This is a genomic window from Xanthomonas sp. AM6 (assembly GCF_025665335.1).
Classification (GTDB): Bacteria; Pseudomonadota; Gammaproteobacteria; order Xanthomonadales; family Xanthomonadaceae; genus Xanthomonas_A.
In genome coordinates this window covers 3,325,445-3,339,522 of record NZ_CP106869.1, presented here as the reverse complement: position 1 = coordinate 3,339,522, position 14,078 = coordinate 3,325,445, and the positions used below count along the sequence as shown (strand labels likewise).

11 protein-coding genes and 1 pseudogene are annotated in these 14,078 nt (G+C 71.6%); 8 read left to right on the top strand and 4 right to left on the bottom strand.

Going from position 1 to position 14,078, the window contains the following annotated elements; translation table 11 throughout:
• Nucleotides 1–10 precede the first annotated feature (10 nt).
• Both OCJ37_RS14010 and OCJ37_RS14005 read left to right on the top strand, forming a co-directional pair.
• Nucleotides 11–1,963, top strand: coding sequence for a glycoside hydrolase family 97 protein (locus OCJ37_RS14010; protein WP_263110208.1), 1,953 nt, complete (start codon nucleotides 11–13; stop codon nucleotides 1,961–1,963).
• A gap of 241 nt (nucleotides 1,964–2,204) precedes the next feature.
• Nucleotides 2,205–2,825, top strand: coding sequence for a glutathione S-transferase family protein (locus OCJ37_RS14005; protein WP_263110207.1), 621 nt, complete (start codon nucleotides 2,205–2,207; stop codon nucleotides 2,823–2,825).
• A gap of 277 nt (nucleotides 2,826–3,102) precedes the next feature.
• Here OCJ37_RS14005 and OCJ37_RS14000 read toward each other — a convergent pair whose 3' ends face one another.
• Nucleotides 3,103–4,092, bottom strand: coding sequence for a sensor domain-containing diguanylate cyclase (locus OCJ37_RS14000; RefSeq protein WP_263110205.1), 990 nt, complete (start codon nucleotides 4,090–4,092; stop codon nucleotides 3,103–3,105).
• A gap of 289 nt (nucleotides 4,093–4,381) precedes the next feature.
• Here OCJ37_RS14000 and OCJ37_RS21010 point away from each other — a divergent pair.
• A pseudogene (locus OCJ37_RS21010) lies at nucleotides 4,382–4,456 on the top strand (glutathione S-transferase); the annotation flags it as partial.
• A 60-nt stretch (nucleotides 4,457–4,516) separates the two neighbouring features.
• Nucleotides 4,517–5,236, top strand: coding sequence for a hypothetical protein (locus OCJ37_RS13995; RefSeq protein ID WP_263110203.1), 720 nt, complete (start codon nucleotides 4,517–4,519; stop codon nucleotides 5,234–5,236).
• 143 nt (nucleotides 5,237–5,379) lie between these two features.
• Here the strand turns inward: OCJ37_RS13995 and OCJ37_RS13990 are convergent, their stop codons facing one another.
• Both OCJ37_RS13990 and OCJ37_RS13985 read right to left on the bottom strand, forming a co-directional pair.
• Nucleotides 5,380–6,705: a hypothetical protein gene (locus OCJ37_RS13990; RefSeq protein WP_263110201.1), complete on the bottom strand. Its 1,326-nt coding sequence runs from the start codon at nucleotides 6,703–6,705 to the stop codon at nucleotides 5,380–5,382.
• A 258-nt stretch (nucleotides 6,706–6,963) separates the two neighbouring features.
• Nucleotides 6,964–7,230, bottom strand: a complete 267-nt coding sequence (locus OCJ37_RS13985) for a DUF2798 domain-containing protein (RefSeq protein WP_263110199.1) — start codon at nucleotides 7,228–7,230, stop codon at nucleotides 6,964–6,966.
• A gap of 138 nt (nucleotides 7,231–7,368) precedes the next feature.
• Between OCJ37_RS13985 and OCJ37_RS13980 the strand changes: the two genes are divergently transcribed.
• Nucleotides 7,369–8,301 (top strand): LysR family transcriptional regulator, encoded by a 933-nt coding sequence (locus OCJ37_RS13980; protein WP_263110198.1) that lies wholly within the window; start codon nucleotides 7,369–7,371, stop codon nucleotides 8,299–8,301.
• A 21-nt stretch (nucleotides 8,302–8,322) separates the two neighbouring features.
• Here the strand turns inward: OCJ37_RS13980 and OCJ37_RS13975 are convergent, their stop codons facing one another.
• Nucleotides 8,323–9,591 (bottom strand): cation:proton antiporter, encoded by a 1,269-nt coding sequence (locus tag OCJ37_RS13975; protein WP_263110196.1) that lies wholly within the window; start codon nucleotides 9,589–9,591, stop codon nucleotides 8,323–8,325.
• Nucleotides 9,592–9,808: 217 nt separating this feature from the next.
• Between OCJ37_RS13975 and OCJ37_RS13970 the strand changes: the two genes are divergently transcribed.
• The 3 genes from OCJ37_RS13970 (at nucleotide 9,809) to OCJ37_RS13960 (ending at nucleotide 14,070) form a co-directional block, all read left to right on the top strand.
• Nucleotides 9,809–10,960, top strand: a complete 1,152-nt coding sequence (locus tag OCJ37_RS13970; RefSeq protein ID WP_263110194.1) for a dipeptidase — start codon at nucleotides 9,809–9,811, stop codon at nucleotides 10,958–10,960.
• Between the two features lie 444 nt (nucleotides 10,961–11,404).
• On the top strand, nucleotides 11,405–13,468 hold the full coding sequence (gene fusA, locus OCJ37_RS13965; protein ID WP_263110192.1) for an elongation factor G: 2,064 nt from the start codon (nucleotides 11,405–11,407) through the stop codon (nucleotides 13,466–13,468).
• A gap of 128 nt (nucleotides 13,469–13,596) precedes the next feature.
• On the top strand, nucleotides 13,597–14,070 hold the full coding sequence (locus OCJ37_RS13960; protein ID WP_263110191.1) for a YqhG/Tai3 family protein: 474 nt from the start codon (nucleotides 13,597–13,599) through the stop codon (nucleotides 14,068–14,070).
• The last annotated feature ends 8 nt before the right edge of the window (nucleotides 14,071–14,078 follow it).

Genomic DNA, 14,078 nt, shown 5'->3' with positions numbered 1-14,078 from the left:
CCGCTGGCGCATGACGGCGGCGGTCCTCGTCGCGGCATGCGCGTTGCTGTGCGCGCTGCCGGCGCTGGCCGCCGAGCGCATGGTCGGCGAGGTGGCCAGTCCGGACGCGACGCTGCGCGCGCAGCTGAGCCTGGACGAGGCCGGCACCGCGCACTACCGCGTGCTGCGCGACGGACGCGAGGTGCTGCTGCGCTCGCGCCTGGGCCTGGTCCGCGACGATGCCGATTTCTCCAAGGGCCTGCGCCTGCTCGAGGTGTCGCCCGTCGCGACGGTGCACGACCGTTACGAACTGCTCACCGGCAAGCGGCGCATCAACGACTATCACGCCAACCGCCGCGTGTTTTCCTGGCGCGGCGCCAACGGCGAGCGCCTGCAGATCGAATTCCAGGTCTCCGACGACGGCGTCGCGTTCCGCTACGGCTTTCCCGGGCGCGACGCGCGGATCCGGCAGCTGCGCGAGGACGCCACCACGTTCCGTTTCGCCGCCGCCACGCGCGCCTGGCTGCAGCCGATGTCGCCGGCCAAGACCGGGTTCGGCAGGACCAACCCCTCGTACGAGGAGTACTACCTGCAGGACGTGGCGGTGGGCACGCCATCGCCGCTGGCCGCCGGCTGGGTGTATCCGGCGCTGTTCCGCCAGGATGCGGACTGGGTGCTGCTCAGCGAAGGCTCGCTCGGCCGCGGTCATGCCGGCAGCCGCCTGCGCGACGTCGCCGGCGTACCCGGCGAGTACGCGATCGGCATGCCCGATCCGCGCGAGGTACTGCCCGGCGGCGCCGCCAACCCCCGCTTCGCGCTGCCGTGGCGCTCGCCGTGGCGCATCGTCGCGGTCGGCAGCCTGAAGACCGTCGCCGAGTCCACGCTCGGCACCGACCTGGCCGATCCGCCCGCGCGCGCGCCGGTGGCGCCGCCGCAGCCGGGCAAGGCGTCGTGGAGCTGGCCGCTGCTCGGCGACGGCGCCACCACCTTCGAGGTGCAGAAGCGCTACATCGACTTCGCCGCGCGCATGGGCTGGCGCTATACCTTGATCGACGCGCTGTGGGACACCCAGATCGGCGAAGAGCGGATGCGCGAACTGATCGCCTACGCGCGCGCCAGGCAGGTCGCGATCCTGCTCTGGTACAACTCGGCCGGCAGCTGGAACGATGCGCCGCAGACCCCGCGCGACCGCATGCTGAGCCACGCCAGCCGCCTCCGCGAGTTCGAACGGCTCAAGGCGCTGGGCGTGGCCGGAGTGAAGATCGATTTCTTCGGCGGCGACGGGCAGTCGATGATCGGCTATTACCTGGACATCATGGAGGACGCCGCGCCGTACGGCCTGCTGCTCAACTTCCACGGCGCCACCTTGCCGCGCGGCTGGCAGCGCACCTGGCCGGACCTGATGACGATGGAGGCGGTGCGCGGCCTGGAGTTCGCCACCTTCGAGCAGGCCAATGCCGACCAGGTGCCGGCGCATGCGGCGATGCTGCCGTTCGCGCGCAACGTGTTCGACCCGATGGACTTCACCCCGCTGGCCCTGGTCAAGCTCAACGACAAGGTGCAACGGCGCACCACGCCGGGGTTCGAACTGGCCGAGACGGTGCTGTTCGTGTCCGGCATCCAGCATTACGCCGAGACCCCCGAGAATCTGGAAAAGGCCGCGCCGGAGGTGCGCGCGCTGCTGCGCGAACTGCCGTCGGTGTGGGACGACAGCCGCTACGTGGATGGCTACCCCGGGCGCTTCGCGGTGTTCGCGCGGCGTGGCGGCGCGCGCTGGTACGTGGCCGGCATCAACGCCGATGCGCAGCCGCGCACGCTGCGCCTGGACCTGGCCGAGCTCGGCGTGGGCGGACGCGGCGCGCGCCTGATCCTCGACGGCGACGGCCCGCTGGGCCTGGCCAGCCGCCGCATCGAGGTGCCGCCGGCGCAGACCGTGGAAGTGGCATTGCCGGCGCGCGGCGGCTTCGTGCTGCAGTTCGACTGAGCCTGGCACCGCCGCGCGCGGCTGCTGGCGCATCCGCGCAGCCTCCGGCGACCTGCGCGCAGGCGCGGCGGCAGCGCCCGCGATGCCGATGGCGAGACCTGCGCTGGTGCGCGATGTCGCGCCGGTCGGCGCAGGTTGCATCCGTGCCGTTGCCTGGCGCCATCGCAACCGCGATCGCAAGCGGCGCCGCCGCAGGCGCGCGCGGCGGCCTAGAATTGGCGCTCGCGACAGGAGCGCTGCCATGCTGAAGATCTGGGGACGACACAACTCAAGCAATGTGCGCAAGGTGCTGTGGTGCGCCGAGGAAGCCGGGGTGCCCTACGAATCGATCCAGGTCGGCGGCGCGTTCGGCGGGACCGGCGAGCCGCACTACCGCGCGATGAATCCCAACGGGCTGGTGCCGGCGATCGAGGACGATGGCCTGGCGCTGTGGGAGTCCAACGCCATCGTGCGCTATCTGGCCGCGCGTTACGCGCCGGGCACGCTGTACCCCGACGATCCGGCCATGCGCGCGCTCGGCGACAGGTGGATGGACTGGACCACCTCGAGTTTCGCCGGCCCGTTCCGCGATCTGTTCTGGGGCACGCTGCGCACCGCGCCCGAAGCGCGCGACGAGGCCAGGATCGCCGCCGCCCTGGCGCGTTCGGGCGAACTGCTGGCGCTCGCCGACGCGGCGCTGGCGCAGCAGCCGTGGCTGTCGGGCGCGCAGTTCGCGATGGGCGATATCCCGCTGGGCAGCTTCGTCTACGCCTGGTTCGAGATGCCGATCGAACGGCCCGCGCTGCCGCATCTGCAGGACTGGTATGCGCGCCTGCAGCAACGCCCGGCCTACCGCAAGGGCGTGATGACGCCGCTGACCTGAGCGTGGCGTGGTCTGCGGCCGACAGCGCCGCGCCGGTTCGTGGCGGGGCGTCTCCGGTCGTACGCGTGCCTTGCGGCTTATCCCCGGAAATCGCGCCATGCGTTCGCGATCACGGTCCGGGGCCGTGGTTTTCGCGTGGGAAAAGCGCTGTCGCTGCGCCGGGACACGCGGCAATGGCCGCGTGTGGATGCGACGGCGTTGCAGAAGCGAGTCGGGCGAGCAGGGCGCAACGGCGGCCGCGCGCGCAGCCGGGCGACTGCGCTGGGCCTACGCTGCATCAGCCCCAACCGTTGAACACCGCCACGCGGTTGCGGCCTTCGTGCTTGGCGATGTAGAGCGCGCGGTCGGCGCGCGCCAGCAGCACGTTGGGGAAACTGCCATCGCCGACGTCGGCGATGGCGACGCCGATGCTGGCGGTGACCTGGCGGTGCGGCCACGCCGCCGCCTGCAGCGCCGCGCGGATCGTCTCGGCGGTGCGTTGCGCCTGCGCCGCATCGGTGTCCGCCAACACCACGCAGAACTCCTCGCCGCCGAAGCGTGCGGCGATCGCGTCGGCCCCGGCGTTGTCGCGGATGATCGCGGCGGCCTGCGCCAGCACCTGGTCGCCCGCCGGATGGCCGAAGCTGTCGTTGATGCTCTTGAAGTGGTCGAGGTCGATCATCAGCAGGCTCAGCGGCGTCTTGTCCAGCATGTGCACGTCCCACGCCGCGTGCAGCTTGCGGTCCAGGCTGCGGCGGTTCCACAGCGAGGTCAGCGGGTCGGTCATGCTTTCCAGTTCCAGGCCGGCCATCGCCTGGCGCAGTTCCAATTGTGCCACCACCTGCCGCGACAGCGACTGCAGCGCCTTGCGCTCCTCTTCGGACAACGTGCGCGGCATGCGGTCGATCACGCATACCGTGCCGATCGGCATGCCGTCGGAGCTCACCAACGGCGCACCGGCGTAGAACCGGATGCCGGGGTCGCCGGTGACCAGCGGATTGCCGGCGAAGCGCGGGTCCAGTTGCGCGTCGCCCACTTCGAGCACGTAGTCCGGCTGCAGGATGGCATGCGCGCAGAACGCCAGCTCGCGCGGCGTCTCCGTCGTGTCCATGCCCACGCGCGCCTTGAACCACTGCCTGTCGCTGTCGATCAGCGAGATCAGCGCGATCGGCGCCTTGCAGACGGCCGAGGCCAGCGTGGTCAGGTCGTCGTAGGCCTGCTCGGGATCGGTGTCCAGCACCCGGTAGCGCTTCAGCGAGGCGAGGCGCTGCAGTTCGTTGAATGGCACGGGCGCGCCCTGGTGTCCGGGCGTGTCGGCCTGGGGCGATTCGGCTGCCAGGGGGGCGGGCGTGTCGGTTTGCGGTGGCGGGGTCTTGCTCAAGTTCGGCTCCTCGGCAGCGGATCGACGCCGGCCAGTGCTGGCGGGCGTCCGGGTCCCACGTCGCAACGGCTCGGCAGGCGCGGCGCGAATGCAGGTCATGATAATGCCATCGTCGGCGGATGTCGGGACCGGCCGCACGATCGCGGCCGTCGCGCGCTGCACCCGGTAGAATCCGCGGACACATCGGGAGCGGCGCATGCTGAAGATCTGGGGTCGTCGCACCGCGAGCAACGTGCGCAAGGTGTCGTGGTGCGCCGAAGAAGCCGGCGTGACGGACCAGTCGCCATTCCGCTCGAGCGTGCCCGGCAGCTGACGGCAAGGAGCCGCCACCTTGATCGATCCCCCGAAAATCGTGCTGTGCATTCCAGGTCCCTGGCAGGATCGCTCGGATCTGGTCGCGCGCATCGTCCGCGACAGTGGCGGTTATCTCTTTGCCGGGCGGATCCTGCTGCACATGGAAAGCGGCGATGCGTTCGAACTGGAATACGAGTCGCGCGATCCACGCATGGCGGCGGCGTTCGCCGCGGCCGGACCGCACTGGCGCGGCTCGCCCGAGATGGCGCGCATCGACGCCCATGCATCCGTCGTCTATCTGATCGGCGCGGGCGGTTCCAGGGTGCGTGCCGAAGCGATGATGCAGGCGGCCGCGGGGCTGCTGGATGCCGGCGGCCTGGGGGTGAAGGTGGAGAGCAGCGGCGTGGCGCACGGCCCGGCGGCATGGCGCCAGCTCTGCGCGGACCTGTCCCGGTGCAGCGCGCATCGCGCGTACGTGCTGAACATCACCGGTGAGCAGGTCCATTCCTGCGGCATGCACCATTTCGGCATGAAGGACGCGATCGTCGATGCGCAAGCGGCGTCCGATCCGGTGGGGTTGCTGCACACCTTCACCTGGTATCTGTTCACCGAGGCGCCGGCCGTACGCGAAGGCCATACCTTCTCGGTCGCGCCGCAGGCGCCGCGCTATCGGCTCGACGCCGAACCCAGCACCCAGTTCGCGCCCGGGGACCTGTTCGCCAATCCCTACGGCTTGTGGCGGCTGACCCCGTTGTGAGCGGCCGATGCGCTGCTGGCGCGGCGCGCCTGGCGCCCCGTCCGTTGTTGACGGAGCCGACCGTGGGCCGCAGCGGCTTCCGCGCGCGCTGGTGATGCTGGGGCTGCCGGTCATCGCCGCCGCACCCGGTGCCGGCAGCGCAACTACGTCCTGGTTGCGCTGCCCGCCGCAGCGTTCTTCGCCGCGGAGACGGCGGCATCGAGCTGTTGCAGCGCCGCGTTGATGGTGGCATCGGCGGCCTCGCTGGCTTGCCGGATGGCGGCCGTCGCGGCGGATTGGGCCGCTTCGACGAGCCGCTCCGACGCCTCCAAGGCCTGCTGCAGCTCGCGTTGCGCTTGCTCGAGGCGTTGCCCGGTGTCTTGGCGCGACGGTGGCGGCGCGGCGGCGGCGTCAGCGTCCCGCCACGCCAGCGCAGGCGACGGCGCCTCGGCGGTCGTGTCGGCGGGCGCAAGGGGCACTGCGAGTTCGGCGATCGTCAGGGCGTTGCCGGCAAGCTGCAACAGCACGCGCTGCTGTCCTTCTTCGACCAGGAACTGCAGGCTGGTGCCGTCCTGGCCAACGCGTCCTGGCCGCAGCCGGCCACTGCCCAGCGACGCCTGCACCGTCTGCAGCACGGACGCGACGGCGCGGCGGACGCCGGCGGAGTCGCTGCCCAGGCGCGGGGCCCGGCTTGCGATCTGTTGCGCGGCCAGCGACAGGCGCGGGAAGCCGACCGTGCGCCCCGTCGCCAGGTAGCGGACGACGGCGTATTGCATCTCGCTCGGCGAGGGCGGGCTGTCGAACTGCAGCCTGTTGAGCGCATCGAACAGCGACGGCAACAGGGCGTGCAGCGCGTCGGTCGTGGCCTGCTGGCGCGTGGCCGCGCTGCCTCCGTCGGCGGCCGACTGCAGGTAATAACGGTAGTAGTCGCAGAATTCCAAAGGGGTCCGCGCCTGCGCCAGGGCGAAGCCGGCGGCTTCGCGACGGCGGGCGGCGCGCGCGTCCAGCTGCGCGGACGCCACCGCCAGGCGCCATACCGCCACGCGCTCGTCGAAGCCCAGCACCTGCAGCAACGGGGCCGCGTCCACGCCGAGTTCGGCCAGGAACGCGTCGCCGGAAGCCAGCTCGGCGTTGGTCACCAGGTCGTGTGCGGCCAGCACGCGCTGCACCTCCCGCGCCAGCGCCGCGCTGTCCTCGCCGCTTTCGGCGCGCCGCAGCGCCGCGGCGTTCCCGCCGCTCATCGTCAGCAATTTGGCCGGACCGATCTGCAGGCCCAGCCGCGGCAGCCAGATCATGGGCGCGCCATGCAGTCCTTGTTGCACGGCATCGAGCAGGCTGCGTTCGTCCGCGAAGTCGTAGCGCTCGGCGGTGGACTCGCTCGCCCATTGGACCCATGGCATGCCGCCATCGATGCAGGCGAGCGTCAGTTGCGCGGGTTCGGAGAGCGTGCGCGCGGATCGAAGCGGACGGCCGGCAACAGACAAGGTCATCGCACATGCTCCTCTGTGGGATCTTCGTCGAGCCGGTGCGGCGGCGCATGGCCGCCGCGCCATCGCATCCGGCGCCGCCCCCAGCGTAGCCAACGATGGCCGGGCCGTCATCGGCGCGCGCGCGAGGCGTGAGCAGTTCGGTTCGGGATTTCGATGCGCATCACGCATTGCCGCGCCGCAAGCCAGGCGCTGGGCCGGCAGCAACTTGCCAGGCGGCGCGGGGCGGGGCGTGTGCGCCGCGACATCCGGGGACATCGTTTAACGCGGCGGGTGCACCGTCGCCGCCACCAACCGCTGCACCAGCGGCCGCACCACCAGGATGCAGCAGAACGCGGTTGGCATCGCCAACTGGTAGGCGCCCAGCACACGCTGCAGATAGCCGTCGCCGAGCCCGGCATTGGCCGCGGTGATCACCAGGCACATCAGCATGGCCATGATCGTGGCCATGTAGAAGGCGAACACAAACGGGGTGGTGCGCGCGCCCAGTTTCGGGCGGCGTGGCGCGGCGATGTCGAATTCCTGCATGGGCGATGCCTCGATGATGCGGCCTGACGGCTCGGGAGGCGGCACGTTAGCAAGCGTTCCGCAGCGCCGACAGGCGGGCGCGGCTTGCGACTTTGTAAACTGCAACTTACGACTGCATCGCGTATACCGGCCCCCATCTTGAACATCCTCCAGTCCATCCGCAGCTTCATCCACACCGTCGAGGCCGGCAGCGTCGCCGGCGGCGCCAGGGCGCTGGGCGTGAGCGCGGCGGCGGTGAGCCAGAACATCGCGCGGCTGGAGGCGCACCTGGGCGTGCGTCTGCTCAACCGCAGCACGCGCAGCCTGGCGCTGACCGAGCGCGGCGCGCTGTACCTGGAGCAGGTGCGGCAGGTGGAACAGGACCTGGAACGTGCGCGGCAGTCGGTCGCCGACCGGCATGCCGAGCCGGAAGGCCGCCTGCGCGTGGCCAGCACCGCCGCGTTCGGCCGGCACGTGCTGGCGCCGCTGTTGCCGGCGCTGGCGGCGCGTTACCCGCGCCTGTCGATCGAACTGCTCAGCGCCGACCACCGCGTCGATCACGCGCAGGAGGGCGTGGACGTCAGCATCCGCATCGAACCGCAGCTGCAGGACGGTCTGGTCGCGCGCTGCATCGCAGCGGTGCCGTTCGTGTTCTGCGCCGCGCCCGAGTACCTGGCGCGCGCCGGCACGCCGACGACGCCTGAGCACCTCAAGGACCATGCCTGCCTGCTGCTGCGCTGGGCAGTGGACGGGCGTTACCTGCGCTGGGGCTTCATTCGCGACGGCGTGCGCTTCGACGCGGAGGTGACGCCGGCGCTGGTCGGCGACGACATCGACGCGCTCGCCGGCATGGCCGCGGCCGGCGGCGGCATCACCCGGCTGGCCGCGTTCGTGGCGCAACCGTACCTGCAGCGCGGCGCGCTGCGCGCCCTGTTCGAATACGACGCCGCCGGCGCGGTCAACGCCGCGCCCGAACCGATGCGGCTGTACCTGTGCGTCGCCGACCGCGGCGACTTCACTCCGAAGGTGCGCGCCCTGCAGGCGCACCTCGTCGCCGGCCTGCCGCCGGGATGGCGCGTGGACGCAGCCTAGGCCCGCTGCACGCGCGGCGCGCTACAGCGCGCCGTTGGCCGCGGCCGGCGCCGCCTCGCGCGCGGCGGCGCGGCGCATCACCCAGTTGAACAGCGGCGTGGCCATCAGCGTGGACACGATCGCCATCAGCACCAGGATCGAGAACAGGCCCTGTTCGATGACCCCGGCTTGCAGGCCGATGTTGATGATGATCAGTTCCATCAGCCCGCGCGCGTTCATCAGCGCGCCGATCGCCATCGCGTCGCGGTTGTTCTCGCCGCTGGCGCGTGCCGCGGCCCAGCAGGCGATGCCCTTGCCCAGGAACGAGGCCAGCAGGATCACCACCGCGGCGAGCAGGATCTGCGGGTCCAGCAGCACGCTGAGCTGGGTCTTGAGCCCGGAGAAGGTGAAGAACATCGGCAGCAGGAACACCACCACGAACGGCTGCAGCTGCTCGCGCAGCTTCTCGGTCAGCGCGCCCTTGGGCAGGCAGGCGCCGAGCAGGAAGCCGCCGAACACCGCGTGGATGCCGATCGCGTCCATCGCCCAGGCGCTGACGCAGAACAGCATCAGCACCACCGCCAGCACGCTGGCGTTGAGCGGCTGGTCGGGACGCACGCGGTCGGCTAGGCGGCGCAACCAGTGGCGGCCAACCAGCATCATGAACAGCGCGTAGCCCACGCCGCCGCCGATCGCCAGGTAGGCGCTGTTCCAGCTGCCGCCGAAGCTGGCCAGCACCACGGCGAGGATGCACCACGCCGCGGCGTCGTCGACCGCGCCGGCGGTGAGCGCCAGGGTGCCGAGCGGGCTGCCGGTGAGGCCGCGCTCGTGGATGATCCGCGCCAGCATCGGGAAAGCGGTGATGGCGATGGCCGCGCCCAGGAACAGCGAGGCTTCCAGGACCTTGGCCTTGGCCGAGAACAGGCCCGGGGTGTGCAGCAGCCACGGCACCAGCGCAAACGCGAGCACGAACGGCACCGCGATGCCGGCCAGCGACACGGTCATCGCGCTGCGGTAGCGCGCGCGGAAATGGTCGCCGCGGAAGTCGGTGCCGACCAGGAACATGTACAGGCCGACGCCGAGCTGCGCGGCCACGTACAGCACGTCCAGGGTCTGCTTGGGGAACAGGGCCTGCTGCACGTCCGGCAGCACCAGGCCGAACAGCGACGGCCCCAGGGCGACGCCGGCGATCATTTCGCCGACCACCTGCGGCTGGCCCACGCGCTTGGCGAGCAGCCCGACCAGCCGGCACGCCAGCAGGATCGCCGCCGCCTGCAGAAAGAAATACACCGACATCTGCGGGGTGGTCATGGGCGCGCATCCTTGATAGGTCGGCGGATGATAGGAGCGTGGCGCCAGGAAATCCACGCAGGCCGGTGCCGGGCCCGCCGCCGGTCGGCACGGCGGCGCTGCGCCGACGGTACTTTCGGCACTGATCGCCGCGCGCCGGATGCAGTGCTATGCGCGCTGGGCGCGCGCAGCCATCGCGGTCGCGGCGGCGTCACCACACCGAATGCAGGAAACAGCGATGAGCCAGACATGGACGCGGCGGCAATGGTTGGGTCTCTCCGGCAGCGCACTGCTCGCCGGGATGCTGCCGGGCACGGTGGCGGCAGCGGCGAGGACCGCGGCACCCATTGCGAACGGCGAGGGCGCGCGCGACGCCGCGGCGTTGTACCGGCGCGCGCTGGTGCTCGACGCCAACACCCTGGCCTCGATCGGCCAGGTGTTCGGCAACGCGGACGACGCCGCGCGGCTGCGCCAGCTGCGCGAATCCGGGGTGAGCGCGCTGAAGACCACGCTGGGCGATGCCGACGGCGGTTTCGAGGCGGCGGTGCGCGACATCGCCGCCGCGCAGGCGCTGGTCGAGAACCAGCCGCAGCACTTCCTCAAGGTGCTGCGCCACGACGACCTGCAGCGGGCCAGGCGCGAAGGACGGATCGCGCTGATCTTCTCCTTCGAGTCGGCGGCGATGCTGGAGGACCAGCCCGAGCGCATCGACCTGTTCCGCCAGCTCGGCGTGCGCGTGATGCAGCTGTCCTACAACCACGGCTCGCCGTTCGGCGCCGGTTGCCTGGACGACGAGGCCGGCGGCGTCACCGCGCTCGGGCGCGAGGCGATCGCGCGGATGAACCGGCTCGGCGTGGCGCTGGACCTCAGCCACTCCAACGCGCAGACCACCCGCGACGGCATCGCGCTGTCGCAGCGCCCGCCGGTGATCACCCACGCCGGCTGCAGCGCGGTGTTCGCGCATCCGCGCAACAAGCACGATCGCGACATGCGCGCACTGGCCGACAAGGGCGGGGTGATGGGCATCTACATGCTGCCGTTCCTGACCGAGGACAGCCGCCAGCCGCAGCTGGCCGACTACATGCGGCACATGCTGCATGCGCTGGACGTGTGCGGCGAGGACCACGTCGGCATCGGCACCGATTCGCTGTTCTTCCCGGTCACCGAGCAGGACAAGCGCGACATGGACCGGCTGATGCAACAGCGCCGCAAGGACGGCGTCGGTGCGCCCGGCGAGAACCGCACGCCGTACCTGTCCGACGTCAACACCCCGCGCAAGCTCGAACGCGTCGCCGATGCGTTGCTGCGCCACGGCTACGGCGCGCGGGTGGCCGAGAAGGTGCTGGGGCTGAACTTCGACCGCGTCTTCGGCGAGATCTGGGCGGCTTGAACGCGCGCACGCGATCGCGCGCATCGGCGCAGCGCGGCGTTGCATGCGCCGCGCCGGACTGTTCCAGTGGCGATGCGTCCCGCGCATTGACCCGGCCCTGGCGCAGGTCCAGACTTGCGGCCTCGTCCACCGTATCGACTGCCGTCCCCATGCCGCACGCACCGCTGCTGATATTGCCGACCAACGCCCTGCGCGCCAGCGCAGGCCGGGTGCGCCTGCCTGACGGGATGGAACGAGCCGAGCCGTAGCGCTCCGCCACCGCCGATCCGCCGCAGACGAGCACCCGATGGGTGCTTTTTTATTGCCTTTTTTCCAGTTTTCCCACTTCCCGGACGCGAAGGAGAACGTGCCATGCACCACGCAGCCGAACCCGAAACCTAGCCGCATGCCCACGCGCCAACCGGGGCATGCGGCCTCCCCGTGTTGGCATCTGGAACCCATCTCATGAACACCCAAACCCTTTCCCGCTGGCGCAACCTCGGCATCATCGCCCACATCGACGCCGGCAAGACCACCCTCACCGAACGCCTGCTGTGGGCCACCGGCGCGATCCATCGCGTCGGCGAAGTCCACGACGGCGCCGCCACCACCGACTTCTCCGACATCGAGCGCGCCCGCGGCATCACCATCGGCGCGGCCGCGGTGCAGGCGCAGTGGTCCGCGCGCGGGCAGCCGGCGCATCGGCTCACCCTGATCGACACTCCCGGCCACATCGATTTCGCGATCGAGGTGGAGCGTTCGCTGCGCGTGCTCGATGGCGCGGTCGCGGTGTTCTCCGCGGTCGACGGCGTGCAGCCGCAATCGGAAACCGTGTGGCGCCAGGCGCGCCGGCACGGTGTGCCGCTGCTCGCGTTCGTCAACAAGATGGACCGCGCCGGCGCCTCGTTCGACGGCGTGCTGGAACAGCTGCGCAGCAAGCTCGACGCCACGGTGTGGGCGGTCGGCGTGCCGCTGCCGGGCGACTCCGGTTTCGACGGCTGGGCCGACCTGGTCGGCCGCCGCGTGCTGGCGTGGGACGGCGACGGGCGCATGACCGCGCGCGCCTGGAACAGCGACGATGCCACGACGTTCGCCGCGGCGCGCGAGCGCTTGATCGCCGAAGTGGCCGAGCACGACGACGCGCTGGCCCAGGCCTATCTGGAGGAGCGGGCGATCGACGACGACACGCTGCGCGCCGCACTGCGCCGCGCCACCGTGGCCGGCGCCGGGGTGCCGGTGCTGGCCGGCTCGGCGTTCAAGAGCAAGGGCATCGAGCCGTTGCTGGACGCGATCGTCGACTGGCTGCCGTCGCCGCTGGAGCGCCCGCCGGTGCCGGCCACGCGCGACGCGGACGCTGCAGGCGGCCGCGATGCCGCCGCCACGGCGCTGCTGGCGCCGGACCCGTCCGGTCCGCTGGCGGCGCTGGTGTTCAAGGTCGCGCATACCGCGCAGGGGCCGCTGGCGTTCGTGCGCGTGTATGCCGGCACCTTGCGCGTCGGCGACACGGTGTGGGCGTCGCAGGCGCGGCGCACGCGCCGGGTCGGGCGCTTGGCGGTGGTGCAGGCGCAGCGCACCCATGACGTGGCGCAGGCGGTCGCCGGCGAGATCGTCGCCGTCCTCGGCTGGAAGGACGCGGCCAGCGGCGAGACGCTCAGCGGCGGCAGCGAGCGCTGGGTGCTGGAAAGCATCCGCACGCAGCCGCCGGTGCTGGCGTGGCGGCTGCGCGCGGCCAATGCCGCGGAGCTGGTGCGGATGGGGCAGGGACTGGCGCGGCTGGCGCAGGAAGATCCCTCGTTCCGCGTCGACAGCGATGCCGAGACCGGCGAGACCCTGGTCTGGGGCATGGGCGAGCTGCACCTGGAGGTGATGGTGGAGCGCCTGCGCAGCGAGTGGCACGTGGACGTGCGCACCGGCGCGCCGCGCGTGGCCTACCAGGAGACGCTGCGCGCGGCCGCGCCGGGCGTGGTCGGGCGGCTGTCCAAGCAGAACGGCGGTCATGGCCAGTTCGCGCAGGTGGTGCTGGACCTAGTGCCGCGCGCGGACGGCGAGGTCGTGTTCGTGGACCGCAGCCGCGGCGGCGTGGTGCCGAAGGCGTTCGTCGCCGCGACCGAGAAGGGCGTGCGCGCGGCGCTGGCGCAGGGCCCGCGCGGCTACCCGGTGGTCGGCGTGGAGGTCGCGCTGGTCGATGGCCTGGCGCACGCGGTGGATTCGTCGGACATGGCGTTCCAGCGCGCGGCGTCGGAGGCGGTGAAGGCGGCGCTGGCGCAGGCCGGCACGCTGCTGCTGGAGCCGGTGATGGCGCTGGCGATCGACACACCGGCCGCCAGCGTCGGCGACGTGCTCGGCGACCTGCAGCGGCGCGACGGGCGCGTCGTGGCGATCGCCGAGCACGGCACGCGCGCGGACGTGGTCGCGCATGCGCCGCTGGCGCAGCTGCAGGCCTACGCCACCGCATTGCGTTCGCTGACCCAGGGACGCGCGTCGGCGAGCATGACCTTCGACGGCTACGAGGCGGTCAGGGCGGCATGAGCGCATCTGCCTGCTGCGCAGCAGTTGGACCTTGGGGAGCCGGTACGCCGGCTCCCCTTTTTTTTGCCCGGCGCTTGCGCGCGGGCCGCGATCCGGGCTTCATAGGCGCCCCGATACCGGAGCCGTGCATGCGTCGATTCGTTGCCATCCTCGCCTTGCTGCCGGCGCTCGCCGCGGCGCAGGCGCCGCCGTGCGCGACGCCGCTGCAGGTGGCCGAGCGGCTGTACCAGGCGCGCGATTTCTATTGGCGGCCGCAGAACCTGGACGGATTGCTGACGCCGTCCTTCGCCCATGCGGTCAAGGCCGAGCTGGCCTGCGCCGAGCGCGAGGGCATCTGCCGGCTGGACTACGATCCGTGGACCAGCGCGCAGGACGGCGACATCGCCGGCAAGCCGCGCTTCACCCTGGTTTCCGGCGGCGCCCTGGCCACCGTCCTGGAAGTCCGCGTGGACTACCACCTGGCGCAGGACGGTGCGGCCAGTACGCCAGGTTCGGTGAAGATCGAGCTGCAGCGGCGCGGCAATGGCTGCTGGGCGGTCAGCGACCTGATCTCGCCCAACGGCGACTCGCTGTTCGCGCTGCTGTCCGAGCCGCAGGAATAAAAAAACCG

What these genes read in the sequence shown, in the direction of transcription:
- OCJ37_RS14010 (WP_263110208.1), top strand. Translation starts at nt 11, where the DNA reads ATGACGGCGGCGGTCCTCGTCGCGGCATGCGCGTTGCTGTGCGCGCTG.
- OCJ37_RS14005 (WP_263110207.1), top strand. Translation starts at nt 2,205, where the DNA reads ATGCTGAAGATCTGGGGACGACACAACTCAAGCAATGTGCGCAAGGTG.
- OCJ37_RS13990 (WP_263110201.1), bottom strand. Translation starts at nt 6,705, where the DNA reads ATGACCTTGTCTGTTGCCGGCCGTCCGCTTCGATCCGCGCGCACGCTC.
- OCJ37_RS13985 (WP_263110199.1), bottom strand. Translation starts at nt 7,230, where the DNA reads ATGCAGGAATTCGACATCGCCGCGCCACGCCGCCCGAAACTGGGCGCG.
- OCJ37_RS13975 (WP_263110196.1), bottom strand. Translation starts at nt 9,591, where the DNA reads ATGACCACCCCGCAGATGTCGGTGTATTTCTTTCTGCAGGCGGCGGCG.
- OCJ37_RS13970 (WP_263110194.1), top strand. Translation starts at nt 9,809, where the DNA reads ATGAGCCAGACATGGACGCGGCGGCAATGGTTGGGTCTCTCCGGCAGC.
- fusA (WP_263110192.1), top strand. Translation starts at nt 11,405, where the DNA reads ATGAACACCCAAACCCTTTCCCGCTGGCGCAACCTCGGCATCATCGCC.
- OCJ37_RS13960 (WP_263110191.1), top strand. Translation starts at nt 13,597, where the DNA reads ATGCGTCGATTCGTTGCCATCCTCGCCTTGCTGCCGGCGCTCGCCGCG.